Below are 20239 nucleotides of genomic sequence, written 5' to 3' on the forward strand. Positions count from 1 at the left end.
AAATTAAAAGAGGGTTCGATGTGGTTGTATCAGGTTTTGCAACAAAACTTAGCTATTCCGGTGCTTGGCCCGGAAGAACCGGCTATCAGTAGAATCAGAAACGAATACATTCGCACCATAATGGTTAAGATTCCGAGTGAAACGCCATTACAAGGCACAAAAAAAACTATCCAGAAAGTACTGAATAGTTTTGATTTGGTGGCACAATACAGAACGATTAAAGTTACTGTAAATGTGGATTTTTATTAAGCTATTGCTAATGCTTTAATTAAATCTTCTTTTTTGTTTCGGCTTAAAGGAATCTTGGTGACTCCAATTTCAGCAAACTTACTATTGAAACGTTCCACTTTGTCTATATTAATAATATAGGACTTGTGAACGCGGATAAATTTGTCTTTGGATAAATCCTTCTCGAAAGATTTCATTGTAGAAAGTACAAGGTTACTGTCTTCTTCGGTAACTACTTTTACATAATCGCCATAAGCTTCAATCCACTTAATTTTATTGGTATATACTTTAAGTTTTTTGAGATTACTTTTAATAAAGATGTGTTCGCCTTCTTCTTCCTGATTTTCTTTTTTAAGCATATGGAAATCCATTGCTCTTCTTACGGAAGCGTTAAAACGGTCAAGAGCTATCGGTTTCTGTAGGTAGTCCGTAGCATCATAATCGAACGCTTTCATAGCGTATTCAGCTTTTGACGTGATGAAAATAATTTGGGGTTTTACTTTTAATCCGTCCAGAAAATCAAATCCACTGATGACTGGCATCTCTATATCTAGAAATATTAAATCAACAGTATGAACCGACATGCAATTTTTTGCTTCAATTGCATTTGAAAAATCACCAACTAAATGTAGATTTGGATGATTATTTACTAACTTTGCAATGATCATTCTTTGTATCGAACTATCATCTACAACAACACAATTTAGTTTCATAACTTTATTTTTATAGATTTGGTGATGTAAAAATAGATAGTTTTTTTTAATCCACCTAACATTTAATCGATTTTTTTTGCTTTTAAACGGAATTTTATACTTTTAGACGATTTGTAGCATATCGGTATTGTTAATTGAAAAGTAATTTATATCTTCGCGCCCAATTTAAAATTTAATCATAATTATTATGAATCATTACGAAACTGTTTTCATCTTAAATCCCGTTTTATCTGAAGTTCAGGTAAAGGAAACAGTAAGCAAATTTGAAGATTTTCTTACTGCAAAAGGAGCAAAGATGGTATCTAAAGAGGATTGGGGCTTGAAAAAACTAGCTTACGAAATCCAAAACAAGAAAAGTGGTTTTTACCATTTATTCGAATTCCAAGTATCAGGAGAAGCTCTTATTGCTTTTGAAACTGAGTTTAGACGTGACGAGAGAGTGATGCGTTTCTTAACTGTTAGTTTAGACAAACACGCTATCTCTTGGGCTGAAAGAAGAAGAACAAAATTAAAAGAATCATCTAAAGCTTAATCATTATGGCAAACTTGCAACAATCAGCTTCAGGAAAAAAAGACGGAGATATCAGATATTTAACGCCTTTAAACATTGAAACCAACAAAACTAAAAAGTATTGTCGTTTCAAAAAATCAGGAATCAAATACGTAGACTATAAAGATCCAGATTTCTTATTGAAATTCGTAAACGAGCAAGGTAAAATTTTACCAAGACGTTTAACAGGAACTTCATTAAAATACCAAAGAAAAGTGTCAGTAGCTGTGAAAAGAGCGCGTCACTTAGCTTTAATGCCATACGTGGCCGATTTATTAAAATAATATAAACACAGTTGTTGGTTTCTCGTCAAACAGAACCTAACTTCTCTAATAAGGACAACAACATGGAATTGATCTTAAAACAAGACGTTCAAAATTTAGGATTTAAAGACGATGTAGTAACAGTGAAAAACGGTTACGGTCGTAATTACCTAATCCCACAAGGATTTGCTGCTTTAGCAACGCCTTCTGCTAAAAAAGTTTTAGCTGAAAACTTAAAACAAAGAGCTTTCAAAGAAGCTAAAATTGTTGATGATGCTAAAAAATTAGCGGAAGCTTTAAAAGCTTTAGAAATTAAAATTACAGCAAAAGCTGGTGGAGAGAAATTATTCGGTTCTATCACAAACATTGATATTGCTGTTGCTTTAGAAGCTGCAGGTCAACCAATCGATAGAAAATTCATCACTAGTGGTGTCGTAAAACGTACTGGTAAATATGCTGCTACTGTGAGATTACACAGAGAAGTGGTTATCGAATTGCCATACGAAATTGTAGCTGAGAAATAATATTTCAACATACAAAGTAAAAGTCCCGATGAAAGTCGGGATTTTTTTTTGAAGCTTTTTCCCTCTATCCGTTATATTTTTTGCTGCGCAAAAGGATGCCACTGCTATCGGGGCTAGATATGATGTTTCAAATTTTTAAAAATACCTGAAGCCCACTGGGCTTCCTCCTCTTAATATCAAATTATCGGGACTAGGGCTTTACAGTAAAAGTAAATCTCAGAACCTTAGAACCTCAGTGCCTTAGTAACTTAAAAAAAATGAAGTACAAAAGATTAACCAAAGAACAATTCGAAGCCTTACACCAGGAGTTCAGTAACTTTCTGGCGACACAATCCATAGACAAAGCCGAATGGGATTCCATCAAAGCCGATAAACCCGAAGTGGCCGAACAGGAATTAGACGTTTTCTCTGATTTGATTTGGGAAGGCGTTTTAACCAGTGCTCAATATTTGGAACATTTTTCCAAAAATCATATTTTCCTTTTTCACTGCCAGGAAAAATTAATTCAGTCTATTGTTTTAAAAGCTGTAGAATCCGAAGTGAATTTCATGGAAAAAGAGGGACTGCAATGGTTGAGTGACAACTTATTTACCGATACGGTTGAAATTCATTTAGGTAAAAAAGAATATGAAGCGGAACGAAATGCCGCCATCTTTGATTTAATAAAACAGGGAGCTATCTTAAGTGACGGACAATTATACCTGCAAATCAACGGAATAATTCAGTCGTAAAAGACTATTCTTTTTCAAAAATATTGGCTATTTTAGTGCACACAATTTGCAACTAAAATAGCCAATTTCTTTTATGGACATTCAGCAAACAATCCAGGATTTACGCGAAGAACTCAATCAGCATAACCACAATTATTATGTATTAGATCATCCAACGATAACCGATTTTGAATTTGACCAAAAGCTAAAACAACTTCAGGATTTAGAAAGTCAACATCCCGAATTCTTTGATGAAAACTCACCTTCACAGCGAGTGGGCGGAACGATTACCAAAAATTTCAATACTGTCGTTCACGATTACAGAATGTATTCTTTAGATAATTCCTATTCCAAAGAAGATTTACTGGATTGGGAGGCCAGAATCCAAAGGGTTTTAGGTAATGTTCCTTTGCAATACACCTGTGAGTTGAAATACGATGGTGCTTCCATTAGTATAACCTATGAAAATGGAAAACTAAAAAGAGCGGTTACCCGAGGCGACGGCTTTCAAGGTGATGATGTGACCAACAATATCAAAACCATAAAATCGATTCCTTTACAATTAAAAGGTAGTTTTCCGGAACGATTTGACATTCGTGGTGAAATCATTTTGCCGTATGAAGGGTTCGAAAAAATGAATCAGGAACTGATTGAAATTGGGGAAACACCTTATTCTAACCCAAGAAACACCGCTTCGGGAAGTTTGAAACTACAGGACAGTAGCGAAGTAGCTAAACGACCATTAGAATGTTTGTTGTATTTTATTGTAGGCAATAATCTGAATATTGCTACTCAATTTGAAGGATTGCAAGCTGCCAGAAAATGGGGTTTCAAAGTTCCAAAAGAAGCCAGACTAGCAAATACTATTGAAGAAGTTTTCGATTATATTAATTATTGGGACATCCATCGTCACAATTTACCTTATGAAACCGATGGGGTGGTGGTTAAAGTAAATGACTTCCATCAACAAGATGAATTGGGTTATACCGCTAAGTCGCCACGTTGGGCGATGGCCTATAAATTCAAGGCCGAGCAGGTTTTTACTAAATTAAATTCGATTTCCTATCAAGTGGGAAGAACTGGTTCGATAACGCCTGTAGCCAACTTAGAGCCAGTGCAATTAGCCGGAACCATTGTCAAACGAGCATCTTTGCACAATGCTGATCAGATTGAAAAATTAGACATTCGTATTGGTGACACCGTTTTTGTAGAAAAAGGAGGAGAGATTATTCCAAAGATTATCGGAGTTGATTTTGCGAAAAGAAATCCGGATTCGGAAGTAACACAGTATATAACGCATTGTCCGGAATGTCAAGCGGAATTAATCCGAACGGAAGGCGAAGCCAACCATTATTGTCCGAATTTTTATGGTTGTCCGCCGCAAATTATTGGAAGAATTCAACACTATATTTCGCGCAAAGCCATGGATATAGAAGGGCTTGGCGGTGAAACTGTGGCGCTGCTTTATAATAATGGATTAGTGAAAGATTACGCTGATTTGTATCAATTAACTGTAGAGCAAATTCTTCCTTTGGAGCGCATGGCTCAGAAATCAGCAGAGAATTTGGTGAATGGTGTACAAAAATCGACAGAAGTTCCGTTTGAAAGAGTATTATATGCTATTGGAATTCGCTATGTTGGGGAAACTGTGGCTAAAAAATTGGCAAAACATTATAAGTCAATCGACGCTTTGCAAAAGGCTTCTATGATGGATTTGATTTTGGTAGACGAAATAGGAGAGAAGATTGCCCAAAGTGTTTTAGAGTTTTTTGATAATCAGGAAAATGTGAGCATTATCGAAAGGTTGAAACAATTCGGAGTGCAATTGGAACTGATTGAAAAATACAATCCCAATGCTACGGATAAACTGGTTGGGAAAACTTTTGTCGTTTCCGGTGTTTTTGAAAAATTTTCTCGCGATGATTTGAAAAAAGCTATTGAAGACAATGGTGGTAAAGTAGGCAGCTCCATTTCGGCAAAAACTGATTTTGTGGTGGCTGGTGATAATATGGGACCGGCCAAGTTAGAAAAAGCCAACCAATTAAAAGTCCCGATTATTTCTGAAGATGATTTTTTGGAAATGATTACGGCTTAAAAATTAACACTTATACTTGTTTTGAATCCGATTTATTAGCTTAAATTTAGAGCTATATTTTTACTGTAAAAAATTGTCATATAGCGGTTTAAAATGAAAAAAAACAATAGCGATTATTTGAATAATTGGAAAAATAATAAAGTCGCTACCATAATATTGGTCGCTTTTTTTGCCATTTCATTCCTTGAAATAATGGCAGAATATCTGGAAGATAAAACATTGATTTGGTTGACCAAACCATTGTTGCTCCCTTTATTAATTGCGTACTATTTAAAACGATCTAAAAGAATAAGTTGGCTATTTATTGTGGCATTATTGTTTAGTTGGGTTGCCAATTTATTGTTTATTCCGAACACTTTTCAGTATATTGTTTATGGCGTTTTATTCTTTGTAATATACAGAATACTAGTGATTTATATAATAGTAAACAAAGTCAAAATGCCGAGTTTACTTCCACTAATTATCGGCTCAATTCCTTTTATATTCATCTATGCTTCGGTTACTATGTTTACCTATGATGCTTTGGGAGATGGTGTTTATCTTTTTTTAATACAAGGGATATTTACTATATTTTTAGGAGGTTTTAGTCTTGGGAATTACATAATGGTTTCTAATAAATCCAATTCGTTATTACTTATAAGTACGATGTTTATGGCTTTTAATCAATTTGTATTCCTGCTGAAACTGTACTACAGTGAGGTTAATCAGTTTCAGGCTTTGGCTATGATTCTTTTTGTGTTTGGCCAATTTTTATTGACAAAATATATGTTTCATACCGAAAAAAAGAAACAAGGATTAGGTGTTGTTAAAAATCTGAGAGAAATTAATTAATTGGTATTCTATGCTAAATAAAGAAAACATATTAAAAGTATTAACCATATCTTATTTTAGTATAGCCTTTTTGGAAGTTATTTCAGAATACATCATTGCCACTCCGGTTATTTTTGTTCTTAAACCGTTAATTACATTAGTTTTAATTGTTACTTATTGCATACATTCTAAAATAAGAAACAAGATATTTATAACCGCGTTGCTGTTGTCTTTGCTGACTAATCTTCTTTTCATTCCCAATACGCCAAATTATTTATTCTACGCTTTGATTGTATTTACCATTCACAGAATACTGGCGATTTACCTAATTTTTTCGTTGCAAAAGCCCAAAGATTTGATTCCGATTATCATCGCCACGGCTCCGTTCTTGCTAATTTTTTTTTACTTATTCATGGAAACGACAGAAATTCCGGAGAACAGTTTTCTGCTTTTGATTGTTCAAAACATGCTGATTTCGATATTTGCCGGCGTTTCACTTTCGAGTTATGTGATGAATGACAACAAGCAAAATTCAATTTTGTTAATCAGTGCTTTACTGTTTGTAATGCTTCAGTTTGCTGTTTTTATCGAGAAGTATTTTTTGACCAACGAATTTCAGGAATTATTCAGACCATTGGCCATGACGCTCAATACACTGGCATTTTTCTCTTTTTATAAGTATGTAATTACAGCCGAAAAATCAAACCACAATAATTGATTTTCCCGAAGATACTTTGGTTTTATCATCGTCAAAATAAAAATCAACGCGACCTAGATTGACACCATAGCATCCAACTTGATTGACTAAAACTTCTTTGTTCTCGGCATTTTTCAAAATTGTTGGTTTCTCTAAAAAAGTATGGGTGTGACCACCAATTATCAAATCAATGTCTTTGGTTAATCCGGCTAATTTCACATCGCAGATTTTCTCCGGTTCGTCTTTGTATTTGTAACCAATATGCGAAAGACAAATCACCAAATCACATTTTTTATCGTGCTTTAAAATACGAGCCATATCCTGTGAAATGCCTACTGGATCATTGTAAACAGTTTCTTTGTAATTCTTCTTGTCAACCAAACCTTCCAATCCTACGCCAAGTCCGAATACACCAACCTTAATTCCGTTTTTGTTGAATATTTTATACGGTTTCACATGACCATCCATTATGGTGTTTTTGAAATCATAATTGGCCGAAACAAATTCAAAATTGGCATTAGGCAACTGATTGTATAATCCGTCAATGCTGTTGTCAAAATCATGGTTACCGATGGTAGCCAAATCGTATTTCATCATGCTCATCAGTTTGAATTCCAATTCGCCTCCGTAGTAATTAAAATAAGGGGTTCCCTGAAAAATATCGCCGGCATCGAGCAATAAAACATTTGGATTTTCTTTTCGGATGGTTTCTATCAAAGCTGCTCTTCGCGCCACACCGCCCATATTGGGATTCTTAGGATGATTCGGCGGAAACGGATCTATATAACTGTGAACATCGTTTGTATGAAGTATCGTTAAATGCTTAGTGTCTAAAGTTGTGAAACTACTTAATGATAAACCTCCAAGTCCAACAAAAGCTGAACTGGCAGCTGTTTTTTGAATAAAATCTCTTCTTTTCATGGTGTTATTCTTTAGTAATTCTAATGTCTTTATTCGCAGTAATGGTCTTATTGGCTTTGAAATAATCAATAATGATGTTTCGAAGCTTATATTCTAAATCATATTTCTGAACTCCTTTTTTGAAGAAAATCATATTATCACCGCCATTTGCCAAATAATCCGAAGTCGCTACATAATAGATTTTGTCAGTGTCTAACGGGTTTCCACCGACCAGGATATTTTTTGCCTGGTTGTTTTTGTCAATGGTAAAAGTCATGCCATGCAACGGATGTGGTTTTTTTTCAGAAATGATATAATTAACAATTTCCAAAACCTGTTCGCCTTTTAGTGCAATAACAATGGCGCTGTTTTCAAACGGCATGATTTCATAAGCATTTCGGGCGGTAATATCGCCTTTCGGAATGACTGTTCGTATGCCGCCATGATTCATAAAACAGATGTCGACAGATTTTTTTTCGCGCATTTGAAAAATTTTATTTGATTTTTCAAAAGTAATATCGGCTAAAAAGTTGCCCATTGGTGTTTGCCATTCTCCCGTTTTATCAATGGTTTCCGGTGCATTGGCCAATACCGTATTTAAATCGGCATCAATTTTATCACGATACGGTTTTATAAAGTTTTCAATTTCAGGAACTTCAGTATTCTTGTCTGTGATTCCAATTTCTTTGCCTTCAATTTTGGTTAGAGCGTATTTTTTTTCGGCACAGGAAATAACAGCGATAAATGTTAATAATAAAACAAAATGTTTTAATACAACGCTATAGTTTTTTAGTTTTACCATCGGTTTTGGTACTAATTTTAGTAAATTTGTAATTCAAGTAAAAGTAGTATGTTTTTAAATTACTTCAAGGATTTTTCAACAAAAAAAATAGTTAAAAATAGCTTATCCAATGTTAAACATTTGGCTTCCGATACTATAATTAAAACGGTTGGGATTATTTTTGATGAAAGCTATTTTTACGAAAGAGAAGCCTTGGTTCAGGAATTAATTCAAAAGGGTATTGCTGAAAATGACATTAAAATTCTGGTTTACAAAGACAAGATAAAAAAAAATGAGGTTTTTGATTATCCGGTTTTCAGCCACAAAGATTTAAGCTGGCATGGAACAGTGGATAAAAAGGAAGTAAAAGAGTTTATCAAAGAACCATTCGATTTACTGATTAATTATTACGATACCGAAAAAGTGGCTTTACTGTTAGTTTCCCATTTATCCAAAGCAAGTTTTAAAGTTGGTTTTGCTACTGTTGACAAGCGATTGAATCATTTTATGATTAATACCAATGCCGAAAACTATAAAGTTTTTATGGAGGAATTATTCAAATATTTAAAAATTCTAAACAAAATATAACATGCAATCATTAATTGGAACTGGAGTTGCGCTTGTTACACCATTCAAAAAAGACTTTTCTGTAGATGTTGATGCATTAAAAGCTATAGTAAATTTCCAAATAGATAATGGCATTGATTACTTGGTCGTTCTTGGAACTACTGCTGAAAGTGCCACGTTGTCAAAATCTGAAAAAGAGTTAGTTATAAAAACTATAGTTGAAACCAACAAAGGGCAATTGCCACTTGTTTTGGGAGTGGGAAGTAATAATACTCAGGAAGTGGTTGATGAATTGAAATCGGGCAATTTTTCTGATTTTGTGGCAATACTTTCGGTATCTCCGTATTACAACAAGCCCACTCAGGAAGGAATCTATCAGCATTTCAAAGCCATAGCCGAAGCTTCACCCATTCCGGTGATTTTATACAATGTACCGGGAAGAACTGCAAGTAATATTTTGCCTTCCACGATTATCAGATTAGCAAATGATTTTAAAAACATTGTAGCTGTTAAAGAAGCTGCCGGCGATATCGTTCAGGCAATGAAATTGATTCAAGACAAACCAAAAGATTTCTTGGTAATTTCGGGCGATGACATGATTACGTTACCTATGATTTTAGCAGGAGGTTCGGGCGTTATTTCAGTGATTGCCGAAGGTTTTCCAAAACAATTTTCAGAAATGGTGCATTTAGGTTTGAATAAAAGAGTAGACGACGCTTATAAGCTGCACTATCTTTTAGCGGATTCTATCGACATGATTTTTGAACAAGGAAATCCAGCTGGTATCAAAGAAGTCTTTAAATCATTGGGCTTATCAGAGAATACCGTTCGTTTGCCTTTAGTAAATGTGGATGAAAATTTAGCAAAACGCCTAAATGATTTCACCAATAAAATTTCAAAAATGTAGATTTTTGGAAGTCGAAAAAAATATTTTGTAATCTACAATTAATAACTAAATTTGCAGTTGCTTTTTAAGTCGCGAAAAGCGTTTAAAATCAGCTGAATTAAATAAAAAAATGAAGAAATTTTTAGCCCTGTTTGCCGTAATAGTATTTTTATCATCTTGTAGCGAATACCAAAAAGCATTGAAATCGGAAGATGTAGCTGTGAAGTTTGCTTCTGCTACTAAACAATATGATGCCAAAAAATACGGGAAAGCCATAAGATTGTTTGAGCAGATTGCTCCGGCTTACAAAGGAAAACCACAGGCTGAGAAGATGTTTTACATGTATGCCCAATCTTTATACATCACAGAACAATATTATTTAGCCGGTTATCAATTTGAAAGTTTTGCAGCCAGTTATCCGAAAAGTGAAAAAATGGAAGAAGCTTCTTTCTTAGGCGCTAAATGTTTTACGCAGTTATCTCCGGTTTATAGCTTAGACCAAACGGATACCTACAAAGCAGTAGATAAGTTGCAAAGTTTTATTGATACGTACCCAGATTCAAAATATTTGGCTGAAGCTAATGAAATGGCCAAAACCTTAAGAGAGAAGTTGGAGAAAAAAGCATACGAAAATGCCAAAATTTACAATAACATTTCTGATTATAAAGCAGCGATGGTGGCTTTTGATAATTTCATGATTAATTTTCCAGGAACACCTTACAAGGAAAAAGCCTTGTTTTATAAATTTGATTCTGCTTATAATTTAGCCATCAATAGCGTTCCCGCCAAAATGGAAGAGCGTTTAAAAAATGCCAAACAAGCTTATTTGAGTTTGATTAAATTCAAAGCAGATACCGAATACAAAGCAAAAGCTGACGAAATGTTAGCCCGAATAGATAAAGATTTACAACAATTTTCTAAATAAATAAAGTCATGGATTTAAAAAAGACGAATGCACCGGTAAACACAATTACTTACAATAAAACTGTAATTGAAGAGCGTACTGGCAATGTTTACGAGGCAATAACAATAATGGCTAAAAGAGCAAACCAAATCAATTCAGAAATTAAAAAAGAATTGACTGAGAAATTAGAAGAGTTTGCCACTTACAACGATAGTCTTGAAGAAATCTTTGAAAACAAAGAGCAAATCGAAGTTTCTAAATACTACGAAAAATTACCAAAACCACACGCATTGGCTGTTCAGGAATGGCTTGATGACAAAATTTACTACAGAGATACTACAAAAGACTAATTCAGATGTCTGTTTTAAGCGGTAAAAAAATTTTACTCGGCGTTTCTGGTGGAATTGCCGCCTACAAAACAGCCTCATTAGTTCGATTATTTATAAAAGCCGGTGCTGATGTCCAAGTGGTCATGACACCGGCTTCTAAGGATTTTGTAACTCCGTTAACACTTTCCACACTTTCCAAAAATCCGGTTCATTCTACTTTTTACAACGAAGAAGATGAGAATGCCCAATGGAACAATCACGTTGAATTAGGACTTTGGGCCGATTTGATGCTTATTGCTCCGGCAACGGCCAATACCTTATCCAAAATGGCTAATGGCAATTGTAACAATCTTCTAATTGCTACATATTTATCAGCTAAATGTCCGGTGTATTTTGCTCCGGCGATGGATTTGGATATGTACAAACATCCTTCAACGATTTCCAGTTTTTCGCTTCTGCAAAAATTTGGCAACATCATGATTCCGGCTGAAAATGGTGAATTGGCCAGTGGTTTGTCCGGCGAAGGACGCATGGCAGAGCCTGAAAACATTATAGCTTTTTTGGAAAAAGATTTGGAAAGTAAATTGCCATTGCGAGACAAAAAAATGCTAATCACTGCCGGTCCAACTTATGAAGCCATTGATCCGGTTCGTTTCATTGGCAATCATTCTTCCGGGAAAATGGGATTTGATATTGCTAAAAGTGCGGCCAGTCATGGAGCCGAAGTAATTTTAATTTCTGGTCCAACTGATTTAAAAGTGTCCGATTCCAATATCAATCTAATTCGGGTGACTTCTGCTCAGGAAATGTATGAAGCTTGCCATGAGCATTTTAATTCAATAGATGTTGCTATTTGCGCAGCTGCTGTAGCGGATTACAAACCTAAATTTGTTGCTGACCAAAAGATCAAAAAATCGGATGCTGAGTTTACTATCATTTTAGAAAAAACCAAAGATATATTAGCTTCGTTAGGTAAAATAAAACAAAAACAATTTCTGATTGGCTTTGCTTTGGAAACTGAAAATGAAATTGAAAATGCCAAGTTGAAAATTCAGAAAAAAAACCTAGATTTGATTGTTTTAAATTCGCTTCAGGATGAAGGAGCCGGGTTTGCCAAATCAACCAATAAAATCACTTTTATTGATAAGAATTTTGCAATTGAACCCATGCCTTTAAAATCAAAAGAAGCTGTAGCGAATGATATCATCAATAAAGTAATAACACATTATGAAAAAAATAGTTAGTTTTCTTTTTTTGTTTTTTGTTGGATGGGCGCAAGCTCAACAATTAAATTGTACGGTACAGGTAAATGCTGAGAAATTGGCCAGTACCAACAATCAAATATTCAAAACATTAGAAAAATCAATTAGCGAGTTTATCAATAAAACAGATTGGACGGGAGAAATCTACAAGCAAAATGAAAAAATAAATTGCTCAATGGTTATCAACGTAAACTCGTATGATTCTAACCAATTTTCGGCAACCCTACAAGTTCAGTCAACTCGTCCGGTATTTAATTCTACTTATGCCACGCCAATCTTCAATTATAATGACAAAGATTTCAGTTTTAGCTATATTGAATTTGAAAACCTGAATTTTGATCCGGCTAGTTTTAGTTCTAATTTAGTTTCAGTGTTGTCTTTTTACAGTTATATGATACTTGGACTTGATGCTGATACTTATTCTTTAAACGGAGGAAAAAATTGGTTTGATACGGCTCAACAAATTTTAACTGTTGCCCAACAAGGCGGCTATAAAGGCTGGAGTCAGGCAGACGGAAATCAGAATCGATATTTTTTGATAAGCGATGTGCTATCGGGAACTTATGATTCTTTCAGACAAGTGATGTATGAATATCACCGAGAAGGTCTAGATACCATGACCACCGATTTAAAATCGGCCAAAAATAAAATTATTGAGTCCATTAATACTTTAAACGACATCTATAAAGTACGCCCCAATGCCTTTTTAACCAGAATATTTTTTGATGCTAAAGGCGATGAAATTGTTTCTATTTTATCCGGCGGGCCAAAAGTTTCACTGGCAGAAACGGTGGATACTTTAAACAAACTTTCGCCAATCAATTCCAGTAAATGGGCCACGATTAAGTTATAATCAGTACATTTACTTTTTAAACTTTTCCCTCTTTTTCCGAACATGATCACATCGCTTTCAATCGAGAATTTTGCATTGATAGAAAAATTAAATATTGATTTTTCCAATGGTTTTTCCATCATCACCGGAGAAACAGGAGCCGGAAAATCAATACTTCTGGGCGCTTTAGGATTGGTTTTGGGCAAAAGAGCCGACTTGTCTTCGCTCAAAAACAAAGAGGAAAAATGCATAGTCGAAGCCAACTTTTCCATAGGAAAGTATCACTTGCAATCTTTCTTTGAATCCAATGATTTGGATTATGAAGAAGAGACAATCATCCGAAGGGAAATTCTGCCATCGGGCAAATCCAGGGCTTTTGTCAATGACAGTCCGGTGAATTTGCAACAACTGCAAGACTTGAGTTTCTACTTAATTGATGTGCATTCGCAGCACCAAACCCTTGAATTATCAGAAGAAGAATTTCAGTTCAAAATTATAGACGCTATTGCCGATAATCAGGAAATGATAGTCGAATACCAAACAGTTTTAAAACAATACCGTTCGGCAAAATCTTTATTAGAAACAAAGAAAACCAGTCTTTCTGCTATCTTAAAAGAGAAAGATTATAATGAGTTTCTCTATAACGAATTAGAATCCGCTCAGTTGAAATCCGGAGAACTGGAGGAGTTAGAGAAGACTTATGAAGCTTTGAATAATGTTGAATTCATTAAAGAAAACTTATCCATGCTTTTGGCTTTGGCCAATAATGAAGAATTAGGTTTGCTTAAAAACTTAAAGGAATTCAAAGCCATACTTCAAAAAAACAGCAGTTTCTCTGCAGAATATCAATCGTTATTTGAAAGAACCAATTCGATTGTAATTGAGTTTGATGATATTGTTAAAGAGTTAAACCGCGAATCGGATTTAGTGTTTAATGATCCGGAAAAACTGGAGCTGATTAATCAAAAACTACAGTTGATTTATACTTTGCAAAAGAAACATCAGGTTTTGACGGTAGAGGAATTACTTGAAATTCAAAACGAATTGGAAGGCAAAGTAGTTTCTGTCGCAACTTTGGAAGAAGAAATTATAAAATTAGAAAACAGCATCAAGGATTTCGAAATAGAATTAGATACTATTGCTGATAAAATAAGTCAAAGTAGAAGCGTAGCGGTACCAAATTTAAGCGAAAAATTAATTGTTATTTTGAATCAACTTGGCATGCCGAATGTTCGTTTTAAAATTGATATTGTGCCAGCAACAACTTACCATACTAATGGGAAAGATACTATTCAGTTCTTATTTTCAGCCAATAAAGGAACCGATTTTGGATTGCTGAAAAAAGTGGCTTCCGGTGGTGAAATGTCGAGAATCATGTTGGCTGTAAAAGCTATCTTATCGCAATATTCTAAATTACCAACCATAATTTTTGATGAAATAGACACCGGAGTTTCCGGAGAAGTGGCCAACAAAATGGGAGAAATTATGCGGGAAATGAGCCAAACGATGCAGTTGTTTGCTATCACACATCTTCCACAAATTGCCGCCAAAGGAAATAGTCATTACAAAGTTTTCAAAACGGTTTCGGGAGAAAATACCGTTTCGGAATTAAAATTATTGACCAATGACGAACGTATCATTGAAATTGCCGAAATGCTCTCGGGCAAAGAAATTTCGGATTCGGCCGTTAATCATGCTAAGGCATTACTGAACTAACCGTTTTAATTTATTATTTTTGTTCCGTTTTTAACTAAATATATAGACAACTTAACATCGATAGAATATGATTATAGAACCAAGAATGCGCGGATTTATTTGTTTAACAGCCCACCCGGAAGGTTGTGCGCAAAGTGTTAAAAATCAAATAGCCTATGTAAAATCAAAAGGGTACATTGATGGCCCAAAAAAGGTATTAGTAATTGGTGCTTCCACTGGTTTTGGTTTGGCTTCAAGAATCACAAGTGCTTTTGGCTCCGATGCGGGAACCATTGGTGTTTTCTTTGAAAAGCCACCAAGCGAAGGAAAAACAGCCTCACCGGGTTGGTATAATTCTGCTGCTTTTGAAAACGAAGCTAAAAGTGCCGGTTTGTATGCCAAAAGTATTAATGGTGATGCCTTTTCTAATGAAGTTAAACAACAAGCCATTGATTTAATCAAAGCAGATTTAGGACAAATAGATTTAGTCATTTACAGTTTGGCTTCCCCTGTGCGTATGCATCCTGTTACGGGTATTTTGCACCGTTCAACATTAAAGCCAATTGGAAGCACTTTTACCAACAAAACGGTTGATTTCCATACCGGAAATGTATCTCAGGTTACTATTGAGCCTGCTACTCAGGAAGATATTGATAATACGGTGGTAGTAATGGGAGGTGAAGATTGGGCTATGTGGATGGAAGCCTTGAAAAATGCTGGGGTTTTAGCAGAAGGAGCAACTACAATTGCCTATTCTTATATAGGCCCGGAAGTTACGGAAGCTGTTTACAGAAAAGGAACCATAGGGCGTGCTAAAGATCATTTGGAAGCCACCGCTTTTGAAATTACAGACAATTTGAAAGACTTACAGGGCAAAGCTTATGTTTCAGTAAATAAAGCATTAGTAACCCAAGCTAGTTCAGCTATACCGGTAATTCCACTTTATATTTCTTTGTTGTATAAAATAATGAAAGCCGAAGGAGTTCATGAAGGATGTATTGAGCAAATCCAACGGTTGTTTGAGCAGAGACTTTACTCAGGAAAAGCTGTGCCAACGGATGATAAAGGAAGAATTCGTATTGATGATTGGGAAATGCGCGAAGATATTCAGGAAAAAATCAAAGCATTATGGGCAACAGCCACTACGGAGAATTTAACTGAAATAGGAGATTTAGCAGGATACAAGCAAGATTTTCTAAACCTTTTTGGTTTTGGTTTCGATGGAGTTGACTACAATGCTGATGCGAATGAAATGGTTTTAGTCCCTAGTATTCAAAATTAATATAACTGTTAATTTTTCTTTTTTTAAAGTTTAAAACTCACAATTTTTTGTGAGTTTTTTTTATTTGGCGTACATTTATGGGCAATTAACTTTTAAACTTTAACAATATGAAAAAAATTACGTTTATTCTACTTTTTCTACTTGGAGGTATAATGACATCTTTTGCTCAGTTTTCTGAAAATTTTGATGCTAGTACCACTTTGCCAGCTGGATGGAGTGTTATTAATGGTGGTGATGCCAATACCTGGACCGTCAGCACACCAGGAAACGGAACTGCAAATAGCGGAACCAATGTTGTCAGAATTTATTACAATGCAACAACAGCACATGACGATTATTTGGTAACACCACAATTTACAGTAACAGCTGGCGTTTCTGATTATCTTAATCTTTATGCAAGAAACAGATCTACTACTTTCCCGGAACCATTTGATATTTTATTATCTACAACAGGAACAGCTACTACAGATTTTACCACAACTATTGCTGCAGCTGTTTCTCCGGGTATTACTTGGGGGAGCTATGGTTATGATTTAACTGCCTATGCAGGGCAAACCGTTTATATTGCTTTCAGAAGTACTACATTGGACCAATGGCAGCTTTATCTTGACGATATTTCAGTTGGCGCATTACCAAATCCAATTGATTATGCTAATTTACAATGGCCACCAACAGGATCAATCGTTCAAGGAGGAAGTTTGACTGTATACGGACAAGTTTATGAAGCAGGTCTGACCGATACTACTTCAGGACAAGCACCTGGTATTCAAGCTTGGGTTGGAACTAATGCAACAAATACAAATCCTAACACATGGACCAATTGGACTGCCGCAACATTCAACGTTGAAGCGGGTAATAATGACGAATACCAAGCCGCAATAGGTTCAGGTTTAACTCCCGGAACTTATTATTATGCTACAAGATTTAAATTGGGTAACGGTAGTTACGTATATGGAGGAATTAATGCAAGTGCACCAAATAATGGTAATTTTTGGGATGGAGCCACTTTCGGAAGTGGTGTATTAACAGTAACGCCACCACCACCACCAGCAAATGATGATTGTACTGGTGCTATAGGTCTGACTGTAAACCCAGATTATGCTTGTGGAGCGGTAACTCCGGGGACTGTTCTTGGTGCTACAGCATCAACAGTTGATGCAACTGCTTGTGCTGGTACTGAAGATGATGACGTTTGGTTTTCATTTGTTGCCACTGCAACAACACACAGAATTAGCCTTTTGAATATAGCTGGTTCGACAGTTGATATGTACCATTCTTTATGGACAGGAACTGACTGTAGTAGTTTATCACTAGTTACCGGTTCATGTTCAGATGCTGATACTAGTAATCCAACCGGTTTGGTTATTGGACAAACTTATTATGTTAGAGTTAACACTTATACAGCTACTGGCGGACAAACATCTACTTTTAACGTATGTATTGGGACACCACCACCACCACCCGCTAATGATGATTGCGCAGGTGCTATTGTGGTAGCTTGTGGTTCTGCCACATTAGGCTCAACAGCTAGTTCAACTAATGAAAATGCAGCTGTTTGTGGCATTAACGTAGTTACTGTACAAAACACTCCAGGTGTTTGGTATAAATATATTGGTGATGGTAGCAATGTTACCGTTACTACTTGTTCTCCAACGATAACAACAGGAGATTCAAGAATTGCCATATTTTCAGGTTCTTGTGGAGCGCTTACTTGTGTTGCTGGAAATGATGATGCAGAATTGGTTGGTTGTTCTACTAATGCCTTATCTTCTTTAGTTACTTTCAATACTGTTGTTGGTACGGATTATTATATCTTGGTATATGCTTATACTTCAACAGCATTAAGTTTTGAATTGAATGTGAGTTGTACAGCTCCTTGTTCACCGGCAACTACAAATGATGATTGTGCTACGGCATTACCAGTAACAGTTGGGACAACAGTTACCGGTGCGGATAATTTATGTTCTTCAGCCAGTTTAGGGGTAACCTACCCAAGTTGTGGAAATCAATTTGGTACTTATTACGATACTTGGTATTCTTTTGATACCGGAAATGGTACTGATTTCACCATTACTTTGGCTAATCCAAGCGGGACAACTGGTTTTGCATTATACTCAGGAACTTGTGGCGCACTGACCATGGTAACGGGATCTTGTACAACTACTGCCGGTTCAGTAAGTCTTACAGGATTGACAGCAGGTGCTACTTACTATCTTAGAGTATTCTCTGCAACTCCAGCCGCTAGAGGTACTTTTGATTTAACAATTTCAGATAATGGGTTAGGAACTAATACATTTGACAATTCAAATTTCTCGTACTACCCAAATCCTGTTAAAAATATTTTAACATTATCTTATAACCAGCAAATTTCAAGTGTTGAAGTATTTAACTTATTAGGTCAAAAAGTAAGCTATAATAAATTTAACGCTAATCAGGCTCAAGTTGATATGTCAAACTTATCAGACGGAGCTTATATGGTTAAAGTAACTTCAAATGGTCAAGTAAAAACAATTAAAGTTATCAAACAATAATTGTTACGTCATTACAGATTTTTAAAGCCACCTAAATTTTAGGTGGCTTTTCTTTTTTATAAAACTTATATTTGTTAAAATTTTTGCCATGTATTTTTCAATTATAATTCCAGTTTATAACAGACCTGATGAAATTAAAGAGCTTCTGGAAAGTCTATCAATATCTGATTTTGATAAAGAATTTGAAGTGGTGATTGTTGAAGACGGTTCCAGCATAACTTGTAAGGAAGAAGTTGAAAAGTTCCAAAACACATTAACTATTTCGTATCATTTCAAATCAAATTCAGGTCCGGGTGATTCCAGAAATTATGGAATGAAAGTAGCCAAAGGCGATTATTTTATCATATTCGATTCCGATTGTATTATTCCAAAACAGTATTTAAACGAAGTCGAAAAAGAACTGACCACAGATTATGTAGATTGTTTTGGTGGCTCGGATGCTGCCTTGGATTCGTTTTCCGATGTTCAGAAAGCCATCAATTTTGCTATGACTTCTTTTTTGACAACCGGAGGAATCAGAGGAGGCTCAGAAAAACTGAATAAATTCCAGCCGCGAAGTTTTAACATGGGAATTTCCAAAAAAGCATTTGAAGCTTCCAATGGCTTTGGTAATATTCATCCTGGTGAAGATCCCGATTTATCAATCAGATTATGGAAGTCAGGGTTTCAAACCCGATTATTTTCAAAAGCATTTGTATATCATAAGCGACGAATCGATTGGGATAAATTTTCCATACAAGTCAATAAATTTGGCAAAGCCAGACCCATTTTAAATTCCTGGTATCCGGAATACAGCAAGCTTACTTTTTTCTTCCCAACGCTTTTCATTTTAGGATTTTGTTTAGCACTTTTTCTATTCTTATTTGGAATAAAATTGCCAATAGCTTGCTATGTTTTTTATTATCTGTTGCTTTTTGTTATCGCCACGATTCAAACTAAAAGTTTAAAAATTGGCTTTCTTTCAGTGATTGCTGTTTCTAAACAATTCGTTGGCTACGGAAGAGGGTTTCTTGAATCCTTCATAAAAGTGAATCTGCAAAAGCAGCAACCGGAGAAAGCTTTCCCCGAATTATTTTTTAAAGTAAAATCATGACCAAAATAATTGGATTAACAGGAGGGATCGGTAGCGGAAAAACGATGATTGCCAATTATATCAAATCGTTGGGGATTCCGGTATACATTGCCGATGAAGAAGCCAAGAAGTTAATGCAAACTACTGAAATTATTGAGGCTGTTAAAAAGGAATTTGGCGATGAAGTGATGGATAATAATGAACTCCATCGAGAAAAACTGGCCCAACTGGTTTTTAACAATCCTGATAAACTACAAAAACTTAACAATATTGTCCATCCGGCTGTAAAAAAACACTTTGACACTTGGGTTTTGGCTAACCAAAATTTTCCATTTGTAGTTAAAGAAGCCGCCATTTTATTTGAAAGTGGAAGCTACAAATATTGTGATAGTATCATTACCGTAACCGCTCCTTTAGAAACTCGAATTCAAAGAGTTTTAGCCCGCGATAAGACGAATCGTGAGAGTATTTTGCAAAGAATGCAAAACCAATGGACCGATGAGCAGCGTATCGCTAAAAGTAATTATGTAATTCACAACCTTTCTGTTAAAGAATCCCAAAAACAAACCAATGAAATTCTTAAATTATTAAAAAATCAATAATTTAAG

The 20239-nt window shown here is 35.3% G+C and carries 21 protein-coding genes and 1 pseudogene; 19 read left to right on the top strand and 3 right to left on the bottom strand.

The annotated features are described in order from the left end of the window. Window positions 1–249, top strand: a pseudogene (locus V7D82_RS09165) (replication restart helicase PriA); the annotation flags it as partial. On the opposite strand, the gene V7D82_RS09170 reads toward V7D82_RS09165, so the two are convergent. Beyond that, window positions 246–941 (bottom strand): LytR/AlgR family response regulator transcription factor, encoded by a 696-nt coding sequence (locus tag V7D82_RS09170; protein WP_162128163.1) that lies wholly within the window; start codon window positions 939–941, stop codon window positions 246–248. The pseudogene V7D82_RS09165 and the gene V7D82_RS09170 overlap by 4 nt on opposite strands. A 187-nt stretch (window positions 942–1128) precedes the next feature. Between V7D82_RS09170 and rpsF the strand changes: the two genes are divergently transcribed. The 7 genes from rpsF to V7D82_RS09205 all read left to right on the top strand — a co-directional run bounded on the left by rpsF (window position 1129) and on the right by V7D82_RS09205 (window position 6611). Further along, entirely contained in the window at window positions 1129–1473 is a 345-nt protein-coding gene (gene rpsF, locus V7D82_RS09175; protein WP_333600680.1) for a 30S ribosomal protein S6, read from the top strand. A gap of 5 nt (window positions 1474–1478) precedes the next feature. Next, window positions 1479–1775 (top strand): 30S ribosomal protein S18, encoded by a 297-nt coding sequence (gene rpsR, locus V7D82_RS09180; RefSeq protein ID WP_131476582.1) that lies wholly within the window; start codon window positions 1479–1481, stop codon window positions 1773–1775. A gap of 62 nt (window positions 1776–1837) precedes the next feature. Beyond that, window positions 1838–2278 (top strand): 50S ribosomal protein L9, encoded by a 441-nt coding sequence (gene rplI / locus V7D82_RS09185; protein WP_333600681.1) that lies wholly within the window; start codon window positions 1838–1840, stop codon window positions 2276–2278. A 257-nt stretch (window positions 2279–2535) separates the two neighbouring features. Continuing rightward, on the top strand, window positions 2536–3009 hold the full coding sequence (locus V7D82_RS09190; RefSeq protein ID WP_333600682.1) for a DUF6495 family protein: 474 nt from the start codon (window positions 2536–2538) through the stop codon (window positions 3007–3009). 73 nt (window positions 3010–3082) lie between these two features. Then, complete coding sequence (gene ligA / locus V7D82_RS09195; RefSeq protein ID WP_333600683.1) at window positions 3083–5083, top strand: NAD-dependent DNA ligase LigA; 2001 nt, start codon at window positions 3083–3085, stop codon at window positions 5081–5083. Window positions 5084–5176: 93 nt separating this feature from the next. Continuing rightward, window positions 5177–5914: a lysoplasmalogenase family protein gene (locus V7D82_RS09200; protein WP_333600684.1), complete on the top strand. Its 738-nt coding sequence runs from the start codon at window positions 5177–5179 to the stop codon at window positions 5912–5914. Between the two features lie 10 nt (window positions 5915–5924). Further along, window positions 5925–6611: a lysoplasmalogenase family protein gene (locus V7D82_RS09205; RefSeq protein WP_333600685.1), complete on the top strand. Its 687-nt coding sequence runs from the start codon at window positions 5925–5927 to the stop codon at window positions 6609–6611. On the opposite strand, the gene V7D82_RS09210 is transcribed toward V7D82_RS09205, so the two are convergent. Then, window positions 6594–7511 (bottom strand): bifunctional metallophosphatase/5'-nucleotidase, encoded by a 918-nt coding sequence (locus V7D82_RS09210; protein WP_333600686.1) that lies wholly within the window; start codon window positions 7509–7511, stop codon window positions 6594–6596. The two genes, V7D82_RS09205 and V7D82_RS09210, sit on opposite strands and share 18 nt — an antisense overlap. Before the next feature lie 4 nt (window positions 7512–7515). Next, entirely contained in the window at window positions 7516–8292 is a 777-nt protein-coding gene (locus V7D82_RS09215) for a 5'-nucleotidase (protein WP_333600687.1), read from the bottom strand. A 48-nt stretch (window positions 8293–8340) separates the two neighbouring features. Here V7D82_RS09215 and V7D82_RS09220 point away from each other — a divergent pair, with 48 nt between their 5' ends. The 11 genes from V7D82_RS09220 (at window position 8341) to coaE (ending at window position 20233) form a co-directional block, all read left to right on the top strand. Then, complete coding sequence (locus V7D82_RS09220; protein ID WP_333600688.1) at window positions 8341–8859, top strand: DUF6913 domain-containing protein; 519 nt, start codon at window positions 8341–8343, stop codon at window positions 8857–8859. Window position 8860: 1 nt separating this feature from the next. Next, window positions 8861–9745, top strand: a complete 885-nt coding sequence (gene dapA, locus V7D82_RS09225; protein WP_333600689.1) for a 4-hydroxy-tetrahydrodipicolinate synthase — start codon at window positions 8861–8863, stop codon at window positions 9743–9745. Window positions 9746–9854: 109 nt separating this feature from the next. Next, window positions 9855–10649 carry an outer membrane protein assembly factor BamD gene (locus V7D82_RS09230; protein WP_333600690.1) on the top strand — a complete coding sequence of 265 codons (795 nt, stop codon included), beginning with the start codon at window positions 9855–9857 and terminating at the stop codon, window positions 10647–10649. A gap of 8 nt (window positions 10650–10657) precedes the next feature. Continuing rightward, entirely contained in the window at window positions 10658–10978 is a 321-nt protein-coding gene (locus tag V7D82_RS09235) for a DNA-directed RNA polymerase subunit omega (protein WP_121313610.1), read from the top strand. Window positions 10979–10983: 5 nt separating this feature from the next. Next, the gene (gene coaBC / locus V7D82_RS09240; RefSeq protein ID WP_333600691.1) at window positions 10984–12201 is read left to right on the top strand and encodes a bifunctional phosphopantothenoylcysteine decarboxylase/phosphopantothenate--cysteine ligase CoaBC; all 1218 of its coding nucleotides are present in this window, start codon (window positions 10984–10986) and stop codon (window positions 12199–12201) included. Beyond that, window positions 12185–13072 carry a type IX secretion system protein PorD gene (gene porD / locus V7D82_RS09245; protein WP_333600692.1) on the top strand — a complete coding sequence of 296 codons (888 nt, stop codon included), beginning with the start codon at window positions 12185–12187 and terminating at the stop codon, window positions 13070–13072. Before coaBC ends, porD begins: the two co-directional genes overlap by 17 nt. Before the next feature lie 42 nt (window positions 13073–13114). After that, on the top strand, window positions 13115–14767 hold the full coding sequence (recN, locus tag V7D82_RS09250) for a DNA repair protein RecN (RefSeq protein ID WP_333600693.1): 1653 nt from the start codon (window positions 13115–13117) through the stop codon (window positions 14765–14767). 67 nt (window positions 14768–14834) lie between these two features. Further along, on the top strand, window positions 14835–16028 hold the full coding sequence (gene fabV / locus V7D82_RS09255) for an enoyl-ACP reductase FabV (RefSeq protein WP_333600694.1): 1194 nt from the start codon (window positions 14835–14837) through the stop codon (window positions 16026–16028). A gap of 107 nt (window positions 16029–16135) precedes the next feature. Then, a complete protein-coding gene (locus V7D82_RS09260; RefSeq protein ID WP_333600695.1) occupies window positions 16136–18559 on the top strand; it encodes a T9SS-dependent choice-of-anchor J family protein in 2424 nt (807 codons plus the stop codon). Between the two features lie 88 nt (window positions 18560–18647). Next, window positions 18648–19652: a glycosyltransferase gene (locus V7D82_RS09265; protein WP_333600696.1), complete on the top strand. Its 1005-nt coding sequence runs from the start codon at window positions 18648–18650 to the stop codon at window positions 19650–19652. Beyond that, entirely contained in the window at window positions 19649–20233 is a 585-nt protein-coding gene (coaE, locus tag V7D82_RS09270) for a dephospho-CoA kinase (RefSeq protein ID WP_333600697.1), read from the top strand. Before V7D82_RS09265 ends, coaE begins: the two co-directional genes overlap by 4 nt. The last annotated feature ends 6 nt before the right edge of the window (window positions 20234–20239 follow it).

The organism is Flavobacterium sp. (assembly GCF_036741995.1).
Taxonomy (GTDB): domain Bacteria; phylum Bacteroidota; class Bacteroidia; order Flavobacteriales; family Flavobacteriaceae; genus Flavobacterium.

What these genes read in the sequence shown, in the direction of transcription:
- rplI (WP_333600681.1), top strand. Translation starts at nt 1,838, where the DNA reads ATGGAATTGATCTTAAAACAAGACGTTCAAAATTTAGGATTTAAAGAC.
- porD (WP_333600692.1), top strand. Translation starts at nt 12,185, where the DNA reads ATGAAAAAAATAGTTAGTTTTCTTTTTTTGTTTTTTGTTGGATGGGCG.
- coaBC (WP_333600691.1), top strand. Translation starts at nt 10,984, where the DNA reads ATGTCTGTTTTAAGCGGTAAAAAAATTTTACTCGGCGTTTCTGGTGGA.
- V7D82_RS09230 (WP_333600690.1), top strand. Translation starts at nt 9,855, where the DNA reads ATGAAGAAATTTTTAGCCCTGTTTGCCGTAATAGTATTTTTATCATCT.
- V7D82_RS09200 (WP_333600684.1), top strand. Translation starts at nt 5,177, where the DNA reads ATGAAAAAAAACAATAGCGATTATTTGAATAATTGGAAAAATAATAAA.
- ligA (WP_333600683.1), top strand. Translation starts at nt 3,083, where the DNA reads ATGGACATTCAGCAAACAATCCAGGATTTACGCGAAGAACTCAATCAG.
- dapA (WP_333600689.1), top strand. Translation starts at nt 8,861, where the DNA reads ATGCAATCATTAATTGGAACTGGAGTTGCGCTTGTTACACCATTCAAA.
- V7D82_RS09220 (WP_333600688.1), top strand. Translation starts at nt 8,341, where the DNA reads ATGTTTTTAAATTACTTCAAGGATTTTTCAACAAAAAAAATAGTTAAA.
- recN (WP_333600693.1), top strand. Translation starts at nt 13,115, where the DNA reads ATGATCACATCGCTTTCAATCGAGAATTTTGCATTGATAGAAAAATTA.
- V7D82_RS09265 (WP_333600696.1), top strand. Translation starts at nt 18,648, where the DNA reads ATGTATTTTTCAATTATAATTCCAGTTTATAACAGACCTGATGAAATT.
- V7D82_RS09170 (WP_162128163.1), bottom strand. Translation starts at nt 941, where the DNA reads ATGAAACTAAATTGTGTTGTTGTAGATGATAGTTCGATACAAAGAATG.
- V7D82_RS09190 (WP_333600682.1), top strand. Translation starts at nt 2,536, where the DNA reads ATGAAGTACAAAAGATTAACCAAAGAACAATTCGAAGCCTTACACCAG.
- rpsR (WP_131476582.1), top strand. Translation starts at nt 1,479, where the DNA reads ATGGCAAACTTGCAACAATCAGCTTCAGGAAAAAAAGACGGAGATATC.
- V7D82_RS09205 (WP_333600685.1), top strand. Translation starts at nt 5,925, where the DNA reads ATGCTAAATAAAGAAAACATATTAAAAGTATTAACCATATCTTATTTT.
- fabV (WP_333600694.1), top strand. Translation starts at nt 14,835, where the DNA reads ATGATTATAGAACCAAGAATGCGCGGATTTATTTGTTTAACAGCCCAC.
- V7D82_RS09235 (WP_121313610.1), top strand. Translation starts at nt 10,658, where the DNA reads ATGGATTTAAAAAAGACGAATGCACCGGTAAACACAATTACTTACAAT.
- V7D82_RS09260 (WP_333600695.1), top strand. Translation starts at nt 16,136, where the DNA reads ATGAAAAAAATTACGTTTATTCTACTTTTTCTACTTGGAGGTATAATG.
- V7D82_RS09210 (WP_333600686.1), bottom strand. Translation starts at nt 7,511, where the DNA reads ATGAAAAGAAGAGATTTTATTCAAAAAACAGCTGCCAGTTCAGCTTTT.
- coaE (WP_333600697.1), top strand. Translation starts at nt 19,649, where the DNA reads ATGACCAAAATAATTGGATTAACAGGAGGGATCGGTAGCGGAAAAACG.
- V7D82_RS09215 (WP_333600687.1), bottom strand. Translation starts at nt 8,292, where the DNA reads ATGGTAAAACTAAAAAACTATAGCGTTGTATTAAAACATTTTGTTTTA.
- rpsF (WP_333600680.1), top strand. Translation starts at nt 1,129, where the DNA reads ATGAATCATTACGAAACTGTTTTCATCTTAAATCCCGTTTTATCTGAA.